The sequence below is a fragment of the Rhodopseudomonas palustris genome (assembly GCF_003591005.1).
Lineage (GTDB): Bacteria > Pseudomonadota > Alphaproteobacteria > Rhizobiales > Xanthobacteraceae > Rhodopseudomonas > Rhodopseudomonas palustris_K.
Window position 1 is genome coordinate 222,685 of the sequence record NZ_QYYD01000001.1, and the last position, 15,562, is coordinate 238,246.

General features: G+C 66.5%; 16 protein-coding genes. 11 read left to right on the forward strand and 5 right to left on the reverse strand.

Annotated features, from left to right (window positions below):
- Positions 1–24 precede the first annotated feature (24 nt).
- From D4Q52_RS01015 to D4Q52_RS01030, 4 genes are all read left to right on the forward strand, one after another.
- On the forward strand, positions 25–1,020 hold the full coding sequence (locus tag D4Q52_RS01015) for an ABC transporter substrate-binding protein (protein ID WP_119854665.1): 996 nt from the start codon (positions 25–27) through the stop codon (positions 1,018–1,020).
- Positions 1,017–1,847: an ABC transporter ATP-binding protein gene (locus D4Q52_RS01020; RefSeq protein ID WP_119854666.1), complete on the forward strand. Its 831-nt coding sequence runs from the start codon at positions 1,017–1,019 to the stop codon at positions 1,845–1,847. Before D4Q52_RS01015 ends, D4Q52_RS01020 begins: the two co-directional genes overlap by 4 nt.
- Before the next feature lie 60 nt (positions 1,848–1,907).
- Positions 1,908–3,581 (forward strand): carbon-nitrogen hydrolase family protein, encoded by a 1,674-nt coding sequence (locus tag D4Q52_RS01025; protein WP_119854667.1) that lies wholly within the window; start codon positions 1,908–1,910, stop codon positions 3,579–3,581.
- 78 nt (positions 3,582–3,659) lie between these two features.
- Positions 3,660–4,601: a LysR family transcriptional regulator gene (locus D4Q52_RS01030; protein ID WP_119854668.1), complete on the forward strand. Its 942-nt coding sequence runs from the start codon at positions 3,660–3,662 to the stop codon at positions 4,599–4,601.
- Positions 4,602–4,817: 216 nt separating this feature from the next.
- Here the strand turns inward: D4Q52_RS01030 and D4Q52_RS01035 are convergent, their stop codons facing one another.
- Entirely contained in the window at positions 4,818–6,098 is a 1,281-nt protein-coding gene (locus D4Q52_RS01035; RefSeq protein WP_119854669.1) for a polysaccharide deacetylase family protein, read from the reverse strand.
- 114 nt (positions 6,099–6,212) lie between these two features.
- A complete protein-coding gene (locus tag D4Q52_RS01040; RefSeq protein ID WP_425328441.1) occupies positions 6,213–7,037 on the reverse strand; it encodes a polysaccharide deacetylase family protein in 825 nt (274 codons plus the stop codon).
- Between the two features lie 174 nt (positions 7,038–7,211).
- Between D4Q52_RS01040 and mgtE the strand changes: the two genes are divergently transcribed.
- Positions 7,212–8,633 (forward strand): magnesium transporter, encoded by a 1,422-nt coding sequence (gene mgtE, locus D4Q52_RS01045; protein WP_119854849.1) that lies wholly within the window; start codon positions 7,212–7,214, stop codon positions 8,631–8,633.
- Between the two features lie 291 nt (positions 8,634–8,924).
- Entirely contained in the window at positions 8,925–9,719 is a 795-nt protein-coding gene (locus tag D4Q52_RS01050; RefSeq protein WP_119854670.1) for a YdcF family protein, read from the forward strand.
- 24 nt (positions 9,720–9,743) lie between these two features.
- Here the strand turns inward: D4Q52_RS01050 and D4Q52_RS01055 are convergent, their stop codons facing one another.
- Positions 9,744–10,169: a GFA family protein gene (locus D4Q52_RS01055; RefSeq protein WP_119854671.1), complete on the reverse strand. Its 426-nt coding sequence runs from the start codon at positions 10,167–10,169 to the stop codon at positions 9,744–9,746.
- 105 nt (positions 10,170–10,274) lie between these two features.
- Positions 10,275–10,550: a DUF3253 domain-containing protein gene (locus D4Q52_RS01060; protein WP_119854850.1), complete on the reverse strand. Its 276-nt coding sequence runs from the start codon at positions 10,548–10,550 to the stop codon at positions 10,275–10,277.
- A gap of 116 nt (positions 10,551–10,666) precedes the next feature.
- Here D4Q52_RS01060 and D4Q52_RS01065 point away from each other — a divergent pair, with 116 nt between their 5' ends.
- The 4 genes from D4Q52_RS01065 to D4Q52_RS01080 all read left to right on the forward strand — a co-directional run bounded on the left by D4Q52_RS01065 (position 10,667) and on the right by D4Q52_RS01080 (position 13,357).
- Entirely contained in the window at positions 10,667–11,323 is a 657-nt protein-coding gene (locus tag D4Q52_RS01065; RefSeq protein WP_119854672.1) for a glutathione S-transferase family protein, read from the forward strand.
- Between the two features lie 210 nt (positions 11,324–11,533).
- Positions 11,534–11,725 (forward strand): hypothetical protein, encoded by a 192-nt coding sequence (locus D4Q52_RS01070; protein WP_119854673.1) that lies wholly within the window; start codon positions 11,534–11,536, stop codon positions 11,723–11,725.
- A gap of 162 nt (positions 11,726–11,887) precedes the next feature.
- On the forward strand, positions 11,888–12,883 hold the full coding sequence (locus D4Q52_RS01075; RefSeq protein ID WP_119854674.1) for a hypothetical protein: 996 nt from the start codon (positions 11,888–11,890) through the stop codon (positions 12,881–12,883).
- 36 nt (positions 12,884–12,919) lie between these two features.
- Positions 12,920–13,357, forward strand: coding sequence for a DUF1489 family protein (locus D4Q52_RS01080; protein ID WP_119854675.1), 438 nt, complete (start codon positions 12,920–12,922; stop codon positions 13,355–13,357).
- A 194-nt stretch (positions 13,358–13,551) separates the two neighbouring features.
- On the opposite strand, the gene panC is transcribed toward D4Q52_RS01080, so the two are convergent.
- Entirely contained in the window at positions 13,552–14,403 is an 852-nt protein-coding gene (panC, locus tag D4Q52_RS01085; RefSeq protein ID WP_119854676.1) for a pantoate--beta-alanine ligase, read from the reverse strand.
- Positions 14,404–14,625: 222 nt separating this feature from the next.
- Here panC and D4Q52_RS01090 point away from each other — a divergent pair, with 222 nt between their 5' ends.
- Positions 14,626–15,549, forward strand: a complete 924-nt coding sequence (locus D4Q52_RS01090) for a division plane positioning ATPase MipZ (RefSeq protein ID WP_119854677.1) — start codon at positions 14,626–14,628, stop codon at positions 15,547–15,549.
- Positions 15,550–15,562 lie beyond the last annotated feature (13 nt).

Below are 15,562 nucleotides of genomic sequence, written 5' to 3' on the forward strand. Positions count from 1 at the left end.
CGCCATTCCAAGAGGAGACTTGCGATGAAGACATTCGTTCTGCGCGCCGCTGTCGTTGCGGCTGCCGTATCGGCGACGGCCGGCCATGCCTCCGCCGAATGCGCCAAGATGGACAAGGTGTCGGCCGCGTGGCTGCCGATCATGCAGACCACTGCGTACTACGTGGCACTCGATCAGAAGCTGTTCGAGAAGGCCTGCATCGAGATCGACTCCGCCAAGATGGAATCGCCGAACCAGATCATCGACGCGCTGATCGCCGGCCGCGCCGATTTCGGCCCGCCCGGCGCCGCGGCCGGCATCGCGATGATTGCGGAGGCGAAATTTCCCGGCAAGCTGAAGATCTTCGGGCTGCAGGGCGGCGGCATCAAGGTCGACCGCATCAATGACGGGCTGATCGTCAAGCCCGACAGCGACATCAAGAGCTTCGCCGATCTCAAGGGCAAGACACTCGGCCACGTCCCCGGCATCCAGTGGCGTACGATCTCGCGCCACATGGTGAAGGCCGCCGGCCTCGATCCCGACAAGGACGTCAAACTGGTCGATCTCGCGGTCGCCATGCAGGTGCCGGCGGTGGTCGGCGGCACGGTCGACGCGACGCTGTCGCTGGAGCCGGTCGGCTCGATCGCGGTGGCGTCCGGCAAGGCCAAGCGGGCGATGACCAATCCGGTCGCCAGCGTGATCGCCGATCCGTTCTATTCGGGCGCCTCGGTGATGACCACCAAGTTTCTGACCGAGCGCCCCGACGTCGCCCGCCGCGTCGTCGCAGTGATCGACCAGGCCACTGATCTGGTGAACGCCGACTTCGCCAAGTACAAGGCCGTGCTGCCGGCCTACACGCCGATGAAGGCTGATCAGCTGGACCTCGTGGCGCAGCCTTATCTGCGCGGCTTCAAGGAGCTGAACGACACCGATATCAAGTCGTATCAGGCGCTGGTCGACGTGTTCATCGCCGAAGGCGTGGTGCAGGGGCCGATCAACGTCCGCGACAAGATGCTGACCAAGGCGGATCTCGGCGAATGAGCGCGCGCAGCGTCCTGCAACTGCGGCCGGAGCCGATGACCGAGATGGGAGCACCCGCCGCCAAGCCCGCGCGGCAGCGCAAGATGACGATCCGCGGCCTGCGCAAGACCTTCAACGATGCCGTCGTCTATGACGGCTTCGACCTCGACCTGCCGCTCGGCCAGTTCATCTCGGTGTTCGGTCCGAACGGCTGCGGCAAGAGCACGCTGATCAACATGATCTCCGGGTTGATGCCGATGGACGCCGGCGAGGTGCTGTACGACGGCCAGCGGATCAGCGAGACGCGCATCTCCTACGTCTTCCAAAATTATCGCGAGGCGCTGTTTCCCTGGCTGCGGGCGATCGACAACATCCATTACCCGCTGAAGGTGATGGGCGTGCCGCGCGCCGAGCGCACGCGCCGGATCGAGAAGCTGCTGGCGGAGTTCGAGATCCGCATCGACCTCAACGCCTATCCGTACACGCTGTCCGGCGGCCAGCAGCAGACGGTGTCGATCCTGCGCGCGCTGGTCACCGAACCCGAGGTGCTGTTTCTCGACGAGCCGTTCTCGGCGCTCGACTACGAGATGACGATGTCGATGCGCGAACAGCTGCAGAAGATCTTCATGAAGACCAAGACCACCATGCTGCTGGTGTCGCACGATCTCGACGAGGCGATCGAGCAGGCCGACAAACTCGTGCTGCTGACACGGCGGCCCACCCAGGTCGCGGAGATCGTCGAGATCGGCCTGCCGTGGCCGCGCGACCTCGCGGTCACCACCGGCGACGACTTCATGGCGATCAAGCGCCACTGCCTCAATCGCTTCTGGCAGGAAGTGAAGAAATGACGGGCGCCGGCTGAGCCGGACCCGACCGATCCAAACCATCATCTGAATCTGGAGACTGACATGACGAAGCGCCGGTTTCGCGCCGCTGCGGTGCAGACACTCGCCAAGTTGGGCGATTTCGATTTCAACATCGCGCTGGCGACTGCTTACGTCGAGGACGCGGTCCGGCAGGGCGCCGAACTGATCGTGTTCCCGGAATGCATGGACACCGGCTATCTGTTCGACTCGCCGGAGCATTGCCGCGAACTCGCCGAGACGCTGACCGACGGCCCGTTCGTCAAGGCGCTGGCGGTGCTCAGCCGCAAGCATGGCGTTTACATCGCCAGCGGCATCACCGAGTGGGATCCGGCGAAACAGAAGATCTTCAACACCGGCATCATGTTCGATCGCAACGGCGAGGTCGCCTGCCACTATCACAAGCAGTTCCTCGCCACCCACGATCAGAACTGGTTCGCCTTCGGCGAGCGCGGCTGCCCGGTGGTCGATACCGATCTCGGCAAGATCGGCCTGTTGATCTGCTTCGACGGGCGCATTCCGGAGATCTTCCGGTCGATGGCGATGCAGGGCGCCGAAGTGATCGTCGATATGGCGAACTTCTTCGCGATGGATCAGGCCGACATGTGGGGCCCGGCGCGTAGTTACGAGAACGGCGTGTGGCTGGTGGCCGCCACCAAGGCCGGCTACGAGCGCTCGATCTACTATCCGGGCGGCAGCATGATCGTCGATCCGAAGGGGCGGGTGGTGTCGAAGGTGCCGTACGACACCCACGGGATGTCGATCGCCACCATCGATCTCGATGAGGCCGCCGACAAATCGATCTACACCGCCAACGACAAGATCGCCGACCGCCGGCCGGAAACCTACGGCATCATGGCGCTGCCGTATGAGAAGACACCGGTGTACGGCGTCGCCGATCGTCCGCTGATCCCGTCGAAGTCGGTCGCCAAGGTCGCCGCGGTGCAGATCCACGTCACGCCGGAGTGCAGCGTCGATGACGTGCTCGACATGGTCGACCACACCGCCAAGCTCGGCGCCAAGGTGATCGCGCTGCCGGAATACGCCTTCAGCGCGCACTACATCCTGACGCCGGCCGAGGCGGCGGCTGCCGCCGATCAGGCCGCGGAGCACCTCGCCGCGGTGGCCAAGATCGCCGGCCGCTACGGCTGCCTGATCGCGGCGCCGATCGTCGAGCGCGCCGCGGCCGGGCTGTATGTCACCACGATGCTGATCGGGCCGGAGGGCAAGGAGATCGGGCGCTATCGCAAGACGCATCTCACCGCCGAAGAGCGCAAATGGGCGGTAGCCGGCTTCGACTATCCGGTGTTCGACACCGTGTTCGGCCGCATCGGCGTGATGTCGGGTTACGACGCGGTGTTTCCGGAGACGTCGCGGTGCCTCGCGATCGGCGCCGCCGATATCATCCTGTGGCCGGCGGCGCTGCGCGAGCCGTTCGAGCGCGAACTCATCGCCGTGCCGCGCGCCGAGGACAACCGCGTCGCGGTCGTGCTCGCCAACCGCGTCGACAGCCCGTATCCGGGCGGCAGCGTGGTGATCCCGCCGACCGGCTTCCCGCAGTGGGACATCAACGTCGCGGCGCCGCGGGTGATGAAGCTCGGCGCGGTGATGCCCAAGCACATCGATCTCGCGGTGTGCCGGCAGAAGATGATGATCCCGAAGGTGGACATGTTTGCAAACCGGCTGGTCGAGACGTACGCTCCGATCGTCGCGGCGTAGTCCCGAACGGTGGCTGTCCGCACACAAACGGAAGGTCGGCGCATCGGCGCCGGCCGTGCCGGGGAGACGGCTGCGGGCGTGGTGAAGACTCAGCGCACCATCAAGTACGACTGGAACGACATCGTCTATTTCCTCGAGGTGGCGCGGCAGCGCAGCCTGGTTCGCGCCGCCGCCAAGCTCAAGGTCGACCACACCACGGTCAGCCGCCGCGTCCGCGAGCTGGAGCGCAGCCTGAATTCGACGCTGTTCAAGCGCAGCAAGTCCGGCTTCACGCTGACCGAAATCGGCATGCGGCTGCTGCAATATGCCGAGGGCATGGAGAGCCAGGCCAATTCGATCGTCGAGGCGATCGGCACCGACACCGCAGATGCCGGCGGCGCGGTGCGTATCGCCGCGATGGAAGGCATCGGCAGCTTTTATCTGACGCGCTGCATCGCCGACTTCAACCGGCTCTATCCGTCGATCCAGATCGAACTGATCACCGATACGCGGCTCTTGGACCTCAGCCGGCGCGAGGCCGATATCTTCGTCAGCTTCTTCCGCCCGCAGGGCAAGCGGCTGTCGATCAAGAAGGTCGGCGAGTTTCGGATCTCTTTATACGCGACCGACGCCTACTTTGGTGGGCGCAGTCCGCCGACGACGGTGAAGGAGCTGGAGACCCACGCCTTCATCGACTTCATCGAGGACTACATCTACAGCAAGGAGAACCGCTGGCTGTCCGACGTGCTGCGGCCGCCGCACACCATCTTCCGCAGCACCAGCCTGGTGGCACAGTCGATCGCGGTGACCGAAGGGCAGGGCATCGCGATGCTGCCGTCCTACGTCGCCTCCGCCAATCCGGCGCTGCGTCCGGTGATGCCGGAGCTGTTCACCACCCGCGATATCTGGCTGTCGGTGCACGAGGATTTGCTGCACATCGCGCGCATCAAGGCGGTGACGACGTTCTTGGAGAAGCGGATCGAAACCGACCGCGAGTTTCTCACCTCGGTGAAGAACAAGCCGTCCCGCAAACGGCGCTGACGGCCAATTCGCTTGCTCACACACTCCGTCATGGCCGGGCGTGTCCCGGCCATCCACGCCTTTTCTAAATTTCCGGCAGCAAGGCGTGGATGCCCGGCACAAGGCCGGGCATGACGCGTGGATAGGACGTGCCTGGATTCGAAGGCGGGCTTTTGGTCAGGCTCTCGGTTGGCCGGCTCAGGATGACGGCGATGTTCTGTCAGAATCAGAACTGCTTCAGTGATTCAGCGGCCGCGGGCGGGCGGTGACGCCGATCGGGCCGCGCTGCAGGCCGGCGGGGGCGATGGCGTGGCTGCCGGAGATCTGCCGGATCGGAGCGGCGGAGGCCATCGCGCCGGCGGGCGCCCCGGGGGCGTTGCTGGCCGCATGGCGCGCCGGCAACAGGACGGTGGCGCGGATCGCCGGCTGGGTCTTTTCCGGGATGCTGAACACCGCAGAAGCGGGTACCGGGAAGGCGATCAGATTCGCCGAACTCTCGACCGGCGTCTGCCGCGGCCACGGCGGCGCCGGCACGCTGCGCTGGGTATGCCGGAAGGTGGCGTGCGCGCCGCCGAGATCGAGGCTGAGATCCGCAACCGCGGGGACCGGCAGCATCTCCGCATGGGCGAAGCTGAAGCCAGGCACCTTTGGCCAACGCCGGATCGCGACCTGCTCGGTGATCGGGTGCAGCCGCCATTGCGACGGTTCGGTCGGGGTCTTCGGCAGGGTCTTGCTGGCCGGCACCACGTGGACGATGCGATAGCCGCGCGCCTTCAGCTCGTGCAGGATGTTCGGCAGCGCCCCCACAGTGCGCGCCTGGATGTCGTGCAGCAGCAGCACGCCGCGGCCCTTGGCCTGCAGCCGGCTCATCGCGAGGCCGTAGACCGCCTCGGGCGAGATGTGGCGCCAGTCGTCGGCCGGGAAGTCGGCGCTCCAGGCCTGGATGCCCTGGGAGGCGAGATAGCCTTCGACCGCTTCGGCGCGCAGCAGGCCGGGGATCCGGAAGAACGGCGCCACGGCGCTGCGATCGCCCAGCGCGGCGGCGACCGACGCGATGCCTTCGTCGACCTCCTGCTGGGCCTGCTCGACCGACATCCGGTTGAAGCTCAGCGGATGATTCTGGCTGTGGGTGCCGATGGTGTGGCCGGCGGCGCGCAGCTTGCGGACGCCTTCCGGATAGCCCTTGGCCATCCGGCCGACGACGAAGAACGTCGCCTTGACGCATTCCTTGGCGAGAATGTCGAGCACTGCGTTGCTCTGCCGCGGCAGCGGGCCGTCGTCGAAGGTCAGTACCACCTCGTGGTCCTGCAGCGGCAGCGTCTCGGCATATTGCATGGTGCCGATCCGCGGGTGTTCGCGCGGGTCCACCACCAGCGTTCGCGAGGTGCCGAGTGCGTTCGGATTGCCGGGACAATCCGCCGCAAGCGCCGAAGTAGCGGACAGGGCGAGCGTTGCGGTCGCGCAGGCGAGGCCGAGCATCGGCCTTGCCCGGCTCTTGGGTCGAAACACTTCAGCCATCTCGCGACCACGCACCTCGGATCAATTGACCCCGCCAGATCGTAAAGGAACAGCCTGAACGGTAGCTTAATTGTGGCGTTTGATCACGGTTTGTGCGCTCGCGCCACCCCGGATTCAGCGGGTGGCGTGTGCGCCGGTCGCAACCGCCGGGTTGCCGGCGGGCGGCGGTACGACATGGACGACGCGATAGTGGTTCTCGCGCAGGAAGCGCAGGAAAGCCGGGATCATCGCGGCGGTCTGCGCGCGAGGGTCGTGAAACAGGATGATGCCCTTGCGGGCGACGGTGAGGCGGTCGCTGATCAGCTTGAGCTGCTCTTCCGGCGTCATCAGGTTCCAGTCGCTCGCCCAAAGGTCCGCGCCCCAGACGACGATGCCGCGGGACTGAAGATTGTCGAGCAGAGCAGGCGTCGACTCGAAATACGGAAAGCGGAAGAATTTGGTCTCGGACAGCGGCGCGCCGTGGCCGCGCAGCATGGACTCGTCGGCGGCGATGCCGCGGTCGATCTCGGCTAGCGCGTCGGCCTGGCTGAGATGCGCCAGATGGGCGTGCGTCCAGGTGTGGTGGCCGACGGTGTGGCCCTCGGCGGCGATGCGGCGGACCAGCGCCGGCATCTCCAGCGCCGGCTTGCCGACCAGGAAGAACGTCGCCTTGACGCATTCGTCCGCCAGCGCCTTCAGCACCTTCGGGGTGGTCGCGGCCGGGCCGTCGTCGAACGTCAGCACGACTTCGTGATCTTCGAGCGGCAGCGTTTCGGGAAAGCTCTTGGTGCCGATCCGCGGATATTTGGCGGCATCGATCGTCAGCGTGCGCGCGGTGCCGAGCGCATCCGGGCGGGGGCAATCGGCGGCCTTCGCCGACGGGCCGAGCACCGCGAAGGCGACGGCTGCGGTCGCCGCTGTTTTCATGGCCGCGGCGGCGGCGCGCTTGGCTTTGTTCATGACACCCTCCGGGCGGACTGATCGAACGTGGATGTCGTGAATTTCATTGCGCCGCGCGTCACCGATTGAGTATTGCCACTGGCATGCGATCCGCCGATCGACGCCGCATCTTGCCCGACGGCCCGCGAAATCTGCAACCGATAAAACCCACCAGTCAAACCTATGGGGTGCGCGATGGCCGACGAACTCGACGCGGTCGTGCGAGACGGCCGATCCGTGCCCGATGCTCTTCCGATGCGGGACGAGCACGGCGAAATCAGGGCCGACTTCGTCGCCGCCGTCTCACAGGCGATCGCCGAGGAGAACGCGCCGTTCCTGCGCGACGTGGTCTGCGACCTGCACGAGGCCGATCTCGGCGATCTGATCGGGACGCTTGAGCCCGACGAGCGGGTGCGGCTGGTGGAACTAACCGGCACCGACTTCGACTTCTCGGCGCTGAACGAGGTCGACGAGACCGTCCGCGAGGAGATCCTCGACGAACTCGAGCCCGCCACCGTTGCCGAAGGCGTCCGCGAACTCGATTCCGACGACGCCGTCGAACTGCTGCAGGTGCTCGACGAGCACGAGCAGGACGAGATCCTCGACAAGCTGCCTCCCTCCGAGCGCGACGCGCTGGAGCGCAGCCTCGACTATCCGGAGAACTCCGCCGGCCGGCGGATGCAGACCGAGTTCATCGCCGTGCCGCGCGACTGGACGGTTGGCCAGGCGATCGACCACATGCGCGAGACGCCGGATCTGCCGGATCGGTTCTACGAGATCTACGTCGTCGACAAGGACAATCGGTGGCAGGGCGCCGTGGCGCTCGACGCGCTGCTGCGCTCGCACCGCAACGTGCCGCTGGCCGACCTGATCGACGAGGACCGCCGCAAGGTCTCGGTGCTCGACGATCAGGAGGAGGTCGCGCGGCTGTTCGGCAAGTACAATCTGGTCGCGGCGCCAGTCGTCGATCCCGACAACCGGCTGGTCGGCGTCATCACCATCGACGACGTCGTCGACGTGATCGAGGAGGAGGCCGACGAGGACCTCAAGGCTCTCGGCGGCGTCACCAGCGACGAAGAACTCTCCGACCGAGTCTGGACCATCGCCCGCGGCCGCTTCAACTGGCTGCTGGTCAATCTTGCCACGGCGTTCCTGGCTTCCTCGGTGCTCGGGCTGTTCGAGGATCAGCTGCAGCAGATGGTGGCGCTGGCGGTGCTGGCGCCGATCGTCGCCAGCCAGGGCGGCAACGCGGCAACCCAGACCATGACGGTGGCGGTGCGGGCGCTGGCGACGCGCGAGCTCGGGCCGTGGAATGCGACGCGTGTGGTGATGCGCGAGGCGCTGGTCGGTCTGGTCAACGGCGTCGGTTTCGCGGTGATCACCGGGCTCGCCGCCTATGCGTGGTTCGGCGTCGTCGGTCTCGGCGTGGTGATCGCATTGGCGATGGTCTGCAATCTGGTCGCCGGCGCGCTCGGCGGAATCCTGATCCCGATGGCGCTGGACCGCGTCCGCGCCGATCCGGCGGTGGCGTCGGGAACGTTTGTTACCACCGTCACCGACGTGGTCGGTTTCTTCTCGTTTCTCGGCATCGCCACGCTGTGGTTCGGCCTGAAGTAATCGTCTGGCTGACGGAAACCCTGCGCAGGGATGACGGCTGCTGATGCGGCTGGGGCGCAGGCACAAACCATTCCGGGGTGCGCAGCGAAGCTGCGTGAACCCTGAATTTCCGGCGGGCAGAGCCCTGCGAGGTTCCGGGTTCGCGTAGCTGCGCGACGCGCCCCGGAAACGACGGTGGCTGCGCGACGCGCCGCGGAACGACGGCGGGTGGCGCGACGGCGACATCGCACCGGATTGACCCGGACGCCGGAATCCCGCCACCTCGCAAGCCTTGGCCTCTGCAGGTGATCGATGTTCTTCGTGCTGTCCAAGGTTGTCGGCTTCTTCATCCATCCCTCCAACCTGATCGCGACGATCTGTGCGGTGGGGGTCGGTCTGCTGCTGACGCGATGGCGGCGGGCGGGCACACGCATATTGGCGGCCGGCGTGGTGCTGCTGCTGATCGCCGGCTATTCGCCGCTCGGCAGCGTGATGCTGCTGACGCTGTCGGAGCGGTATCCGCCGTGGCAGTACAGCGGCAAGGCGCCGGACGGCATCATCGTGCTCGGCGGCGCGCTCGACTCCGACGTCAGCGCCGCGCGCCGTTCGCTCGAACTGGATTCTTCGGCCGAGCGCGTCGTCGCCGCGCTGGAATTGGCGCGGGACTATCCAAGCGCGCGGATCGTCTACAGCGGCGGTAGCGGCAATCTGCTCGGCGACTCGGTGCCCGAGGCGCCGGTCGCGGCTGAGCTGTTCGAGCGCTTCGGCGTGGCAAAAGAACGGATCCTGCTGGAGCGGCGCTCGCGGACCACGGCGGAGAACGCGCGCTTCAGCAGAGAGCTGGTGTCGCCAAGACCTGGCGAGCTGTGGCTGCTGGTGACGTCGGCGTTTCACATGCCGCGTTCGATCGAGGTGTTTCGCGCCGCCGGTTTCGATGTCGTCGCCTATCCGGTCGATTGGCGCACCCGCGGCTGGCAGGACGCCGCACAGCCATTCAACCGCCTGAGCAGCGGGCTGGCGCGCATGGACGTCGCCGCGCATGAATGGGCCGGCCTGCTGGCATACTGGCTGCATCATCGCAGCGAGAAGCCGGTGCCGTCGCCGTAACCGGCAGCCACCGGGATCGGCGCATCAGTCCGCCGGGATGAAGCGCAGCGTGCCGGCGCGGCGGGTCGGCTGGCCGGTGTCGTTGGTGTGATTGACGCCGTCCATCACCGGGACTTCGGCAAAGTCGAACGGGCTGACGCCGTCGAGGCAGGCGACGTTGACGGCATACAGGTTCGTGTTCGAGCGGCGCTGGTGGTGGGTGTAGATGCCGCAGCGTGAGCAGAAGAAGTGCTGCGCCGTGCCGGTGTGGAAGCGATAGGTGGTGAGCGCGTCCTCGCCCTGCAGGATCTTGATCCCGCCCATCTCGGCCATCGCGACGACGGCGCCGCGCATCCGGCAGTATGAGCAGGTGCAGCGCCGGATCGACGCGAAGCCTTCGCTGAAGGTCGCCTCGAACCGCACCGCGCCGCAGTGACAACCGCCGCTGCAGACCATCTCGTCGCCGCTCATGTTGCTCCGTCCTCCACCTCATCCGAAGATGCGCGTGCAATTATCCCGCGCGCGCGGTCCGGACAACCGACGGACGATCGCAGCTGCTGTGCGGAATGGGCCGGGCTAATCGTGGCGCGGCAGGCCGAGACGATAGACGCCGCGGAAGTCGGTGGGGTCGGCCGGCTTGCCCTTGCGATAGATCACCAGCCGGCCGGCCATCGCCAGTTCGACGGCGGCGCGGCGGATCGGCATCAGGAGGCCGTGCCAGTCGCCCTCGGGCGCGATCGCGTGTGCGATCTCAGGCGCGCTCAGCGTGCCGGAGCCGGCTTTGGTCAGAACCGAGAGGAGGGCGTCCTGCAGCGATGCAGGCGTGCTGGCAAGCGAATCCGAAGTGTTCATTGCCCACACCTGCCGCATTGCGTCGCGCATCGCAACCGCCACCAATTGACAGCGCGCCCGGCGGCACGATTGAGTAGTGCCGAAGCCACAATGAATCGGCTGGTTGGAGTGCATCGATGGCTCGCACGCTGGTGATCGGCAATAAGAACTACTCGTCCTGGTCGATGCGGCCGTGGATCGCCCTGCGGGCGACCGGCATCAGCTTCGATGAAGTGCTGATCCCGCTGTACACGGGCGATGCCGACAAGCGCCGCATTCTCGCTTTCACCGAGGCCGGCAAGGTGCCGGTGCTGGTCGATGGCGATGTGACGATCTGGGATTCGCTGGCGATCATCGAGTACGCCGCCGAGCGGTTTCCGAAGGCGCAGCTGTGGCCCGACGACGTCGCCGCACGCGCCCACGCACGGTCGGTGTCGGCCGAGATGCATTCTGGCTTCGCGGCGCTGCGCAGCGAGTGCGGCATGAACATCCATCGCCCGGTCGGGCCGAAGCCGCTGTCGGACGCTGCGAAGGCCGACATCGCTCGAATTCAGCAGATCTGGACCGAGTGTCGCCAGCGATACGGCCGCGGCGGGCCGTATCTGTTCGGCGCCTTCAGTGCTGCAGATGCCATGTTCGCGCCCGTGGTGCACCGGTTCCGAAATTATGCGATCGAGTTGGACTCGATCGCCGAAGGCTACATGGCGGTGATGCAGGCGCTGCCTGCCTTCCACGAATGGACCGAAGCGGCGCTCGCCGAGACGCTGCTGATTGCGCGGTTCGAAACAGAATAATTCCGGTTCCGCAGGCTTCGGCGGGAACCCCCGGGAATCGCGGCGCTTTTCGGCCTATCTGGCTGAAAAATCTGCAAATTCGGGTCGCTGCTATGTGCCTCGCTCACTGGCGGCGAGGGCTGCGACATGCTATACGCGCCGCGGGGTTTCAGCCGGTTGTTCTGGGGACTTTCTGCAGCCGGCGTTCTCGTGGCGCATGGAGTTAGAGCGTTGAAGCACAAGTTCGTGGTGGGTGAGAACGTTTATTTTACCGCCAGCAATGTTGCCCGTCCCGCAGCGGATGGAATCTACGAAGTCATCCGGCTGCTGCCGACCGATGGCGCCGATTGCCAGTATCGCATCAAAAGCACTTCCGAAGCCTTCGAGCGCGTCGCCAAGGAAAGCCAGCTCACCGTCTGCTGAGCTGCTCGGCAGTCGGTGACGCCGAGCTCGTCCGAGCATGGCTCCAAGGACCGCGAAACTGGTGCCGCGGTGTTGGTGCCGCAACCTTGCCCTGTACCTGCGCGCATTTTCGTCGCAAATCCGTGTTGATTTGAGCCGGGTACGCGGAAGGGGACAACGCGCATGGATTGGGCTTCGACGTCGACCGCGGCCGACCGCATTCTGCATTCGCCGAACCCGCTGATCTTGGCCGCGCTTGGCGCAGCGGCGGTGCTGGTGCTGATCCTGCTCGTCGCGCTGCTGCGCGCCGACCGTTCGGTCGCCAACGGCGTGCTCGGTATCATCACGCTGCTCGCGGTGGGCGTCGCCGGCTCTGCCGCATGGCGCCTGTTCGGTGAGGGCACCAGCCCTGCGATGCGGAGCACCGACGCCAGCCGCTCGATCAGCGCGATGCCGGCGCTCGCCTGCGTCGACGATCTTGCCGGTGACGCCGTTCAGGCGGCGTGCGAACGCACACTGTTCGGTACGCCGGAAACGATTGCCGCGGCGGTGTCCTACGCGTCGACCCGGCTGGCTCGGTTGACCGCGCTCGGCGACGTCGCCGCCGCCGACAAGCGGATGGCGCCCGAAATCGACCGCCTTCGCCGCTCGATCGAGCGCGACCGCTACGGCCTGATCGCCTATGTGCTGGCCGCGCAGGAGCGCTGTACGCCCGAGGATTGCGCGGCGTTTCGATCGCTGACCGATCACAGCCGCATCGCCGCCAACATGAACGAGCACGTCTACGAGATGTCGGTGACCCGCGCTTCGGCATCGTGGCAGGGCGCGACCGGCGGAGCCCTGGCCGCTGCATCGGCGACGGCTGCGCCAGCCGCCCCGGAGGCGCCGACCGGCAAGCCGGTGAACATCGATTTCGCCACCTCGTCGTCGATCCCGCCGATTTCCATCATGACCGAACCATCGCCGCCAGCGCCCAAGCCGCCGGCCGCGGCTGCGCCGCCTGCGACGGCGGGGCAGGCGGCGAAGCGGCCGCCGGCCGCCGCCAATGCGCAGGCCCAGGCCCCTGCGCATACCGGCGGTCACCCCCCTGCGCCGGTCAAGCGTGCGCCTCCGCCGAAACCGAAGCCAGCCTCTGCGCCGGTGCAGCTTGCGCCGGCTGGGGCAAATTCGGATAACTGATCGCAGCTCCTCCCTGCCTCAGGACGTTCCGAAACCATGGCGCTGCATATGATCAAGCTGGCGGTCGGCTGCGACTCCGTGAAGGAGTTGACCAGCCGGGTCGCCGAGCGCGCCCGGCTGGCGAAGGCTCAGGGCCTGCCGCGCCAACATTTTCACATTACCCGCATGGTGCCCAAGCGCGACGCCGAACTGCTCGACGGCGGCTCGCTTTATTGGGTGATCCGCGGCGAGATCGCTGCCCGCACAAGGCTGATCGGCATCGAGCCGTTCCGCGATGGCGAGGGCGTCGGCCGCTGCCGGCTGATCATGGAGCCGAAAGTGTATCCGGTGAGCCCGCGACCGATGCGGCCGTTCCAGGGCTGGCGCTATCTCACCGCCGCCGACGCACCGCCCGACCTCGGCAAAGCCGCCGAAAGCATCGCGGCAATGCCCGAGCCGATGCGGCGGGAGCTGCGGGAGTTGGGGCTGCTGTAGCCTAGAGCGCTTCATCGATTGATCGAAGCGACGCCGCCGCTCCAAGTGTGGAGTCGTCATCCTGAGGTGCGCGCGCAGCGCGCCTCGAAGGATGCGGCCAACGTGCTCGCGGCGCATCCTTCGAGGCTCACTGGGCCGGCGGCCCAGTGAGCACCTCAGGATGACGGCGGTAATTTCATCAAATGCAGAACAGCTCACACCGCGATGTTGTCGATCAGTCTTGTCGTGCCGATCTTCGCCGCGACGAGGAGGCGGATCGGGCCGTCTTTGGCCGAGCGCACCGGGGCCAGCGTTTCGGCGTGGCGGGCTTCGAGGTAGTCGAGCGCGAAGCCGGCGCTGGTGATCATCTCGCTGCCGACCTTGAGCGAGGCATCGGCGGTCTTGCCGGCCTTCAGCAGCTTGGCCACAGCCTTCATGGCACGATACAGCGTGGGAGCGATCTGGCGCTGCTCGGGGGTGAGGTAGACATTACGCGACGACATCGCGAGGCCGTCGCGCTCGCGCACCGTCGGGGCGCCGATCACCTTGACGCCGGTATCGAGGTCGGCGGCCATCCGCGTCACGACGCGGAGCTGCTGATAATCCTTGGAGCCGAAGATCGCGAAATCCGGTCGCACCTGGATGAACAGCTTGCCGACCACGGTGGCGACGCCGCCGAAGAAATGCGGACGGAAGCGGTCCTCGAGGCCGGCGACGGCCGGACCATCGACGCCGATGTGGCTGGCATAACCTTCCGGGTACATCGCCTTGACGTCCGGATTCCAGATCAGATCGACCTCCTCGGCGGCGAGCTTGGCGGCGTCGGCCTTCCAGGTCCGCGGATAGGAGCCGAAGTCCTCGTTCGGCGCGAACTGCGTGGGGTTGACGAACACCGACACCACCACCTTGTCGGCACGGCGCTTGGCGAGGCGCACCAGCGAGACGTGGCCATCGTGTAGCGCCCCCATGGTCGGCACCAGCGCCACCGAGGCGTTGCGGCGCCGGAGTTCGCCGAGCGCGCGGCGGAGAGCGGGGAGGGTGCGGGCGACGATCGGCGGACGGGACATGACAACTCGCAAGCGATAACAGGACGACGGCCGGCGCCGTCAGGACTTCGATCTTATCAAACGATGCGATGTCCCGCCAAGCCGAAGCCGCATGTCGGCCAGCGGCGCACAGGGTTAGGATTCATGATGAAGCGCGAACGGGATTGATCCGCCAGCACGTCTACGCAATTTGCTTGACCGGCGCGGTCTGCCGCTTCGAAGATGTCCGCAAAAGGAAAAGCGATGCTGGTTCAGGCGACCCAGGCACACACAGGCTCGGCGCACGTGATCGTCCTCGGCAACGAGAAGGGCGGTTCGGGCAAGTCGACGCTGGCGCTGCACATCGCGGTCGCGCTACTGAAGGCCGGCCAGCGCGTCGCCAGCATCGACCTTGATTGCCGGCAGCAGAGCTTCACCCGCACCATCGCCAATCGCCGCGCCTGGGCGCGCCATACCGGCGCCGATCTCGAATTGCCGCGGCATTGCTGTATCAGGCTCGGCGAGACCATGCAGGTGGCCGACAACGAGCAGACCGAGTTCGATCAGTTCGCCGAGGCGGTCGCGGCTGTCGAGCAATCCCACGACTTCCTGGTGATCGATACGCCCGGCTCGGACAGTTACCTGATGCGGCTGGCGCATTCGATGGCCGACACGCTGGTGACGCCGATCAACGACAGCTTCCTGGACTTCGACGTGCTCGGCCACCTCGACCCGGCGACGCTGGCGGTGACCGGTGCGAGCCACTACGCCACGATGGTGCAGGACGCGCGGCGCAAGCGGCGCCAGCTCGACGGCGTCGACACCGACTGGATCGTCGTACGCAACCGGCTGTCGACGGTGGCAGCGCGCAACACTCAGTTCGTTGCCGCCAGCCTGAAAGACCTCGCGCGGCAGATCGGCTTCCGGCCGCTCGACGGATTTGCCGAGCGTTCGGTGTATCGCGAATTTTTCCCGCGCGGGCTGACGGCGCTCGATGATCTGACCAAAGCAACGCTCGGCACTCGTCCCAGCATGGGCCACGTCACCGCGCGCGAGGAAGTCAGCGCGCTGCTGCGACAATTGAAGCTGCCGCTCGATGAGCGCGGCCGCCGGCGGGCGGCCAATCGCGCCGAATGGTTCGCGCAGGTCGAGAAGCCCCTCGAACTACACGACATCGTCGGCGCATAACGCACGTTCGCTT

Coding starts and splice junctions, on each gene's coding strand:
- D4Q52_RS01055 (WP_119854671.1), bottom strand. CDS start 10,169: ATGAGCGGCGACGAGATGGTCTGCAGCGGCGGTTGTCACTGCGGCGCG.
- D4Q52_RS01015 (WP_119854665.1), top strand. CDS start 25: ATGAAGACATTCGTTCTGCGCGCCGCTGTCGTTGCGGCTGCCGTATCG.
- D4Q52_RS01020 (WP_119854666.1), top strand. CDS start 1,017: ATGAGCGCGCGCAGCGTCCTGCAACTGCGGCCGGAGCCGATGACCGAG.
- D4Q52_RS01025 (WP_119854667.1), top strand. CDS start 1,908: ATGACGAAGCGCCGGTTTCGCGCCGCTGCGGTGCAGACACTCGCCAAG.
- D4Q52_RS01065 (WP_119854672.1), top strand. CDS start 10,667: ATGGCTCGCACGCTGGTGATCGGCAATAAGAACTACTCGTCCTGGTCG.
- D4Q52_RS01035 (WP_119854669.1), bottom strand. CDS start 6,098: ATGGCTGAAGTGTTTCGACCCAAGAGCCGGGCAAGGCCGATGCTCGGC.
- D4Q52_RS01040 (WP_425328441.1), bottom strand. CDS start 7,037: ATGAACAAAGCCAAGCGCGCCGCCGCCGCGGCCATGAAAACAGCGGCG.
- D4Q52_RS01060 (WP_119854850.1), bottom strand. CDS start 10,550: ATGAACACTTCGGATTCGCTTGCCAGCACGCCTGCATCGCTGCAGGAC.
- D4Q52_RS01050 (WP_119854670.1), top strand. CDS start 8,925: ATGTTCTTCGTGCTGTCCAAGGTTGTCGGCTTCTTCATCCATCCCTCC.
- D4Q52_RS01075 (WP_119854674.1), top strand. CDS start 11,888: ATGGATTGGGCTTCGACGTCGACCGCGGCCGACCGCATTCTGCATTCG.
- D4Q52_RS01080 (WP_119854675.1), top strand. CDS start 12,920: ATGGCGCTGCATATGATCAAGCTGGCGGTCGGCTGCGACTCCGTGAAG.
- mgtE (WP_119854849.1), top strand. CDS start 7,212: ATGGCCGACGAACTCGACGCGGTCGTGCGAGACGGCCGATCCGTGCCC.
- panC (WP_119854676.1), bottom strand. CDS start 14,403: ATGTCCCGTCCGCCGATCGTCGCCCGCACCCTCCCCGCTCTCCGCCGC.
- D4Q52_RS01090 (WP_119854677.1), top strand. CDS start 14,626: ATGCTGGTTCAGGCGACCCAGGCACACACAGGCTCGGCGCACGTGATC.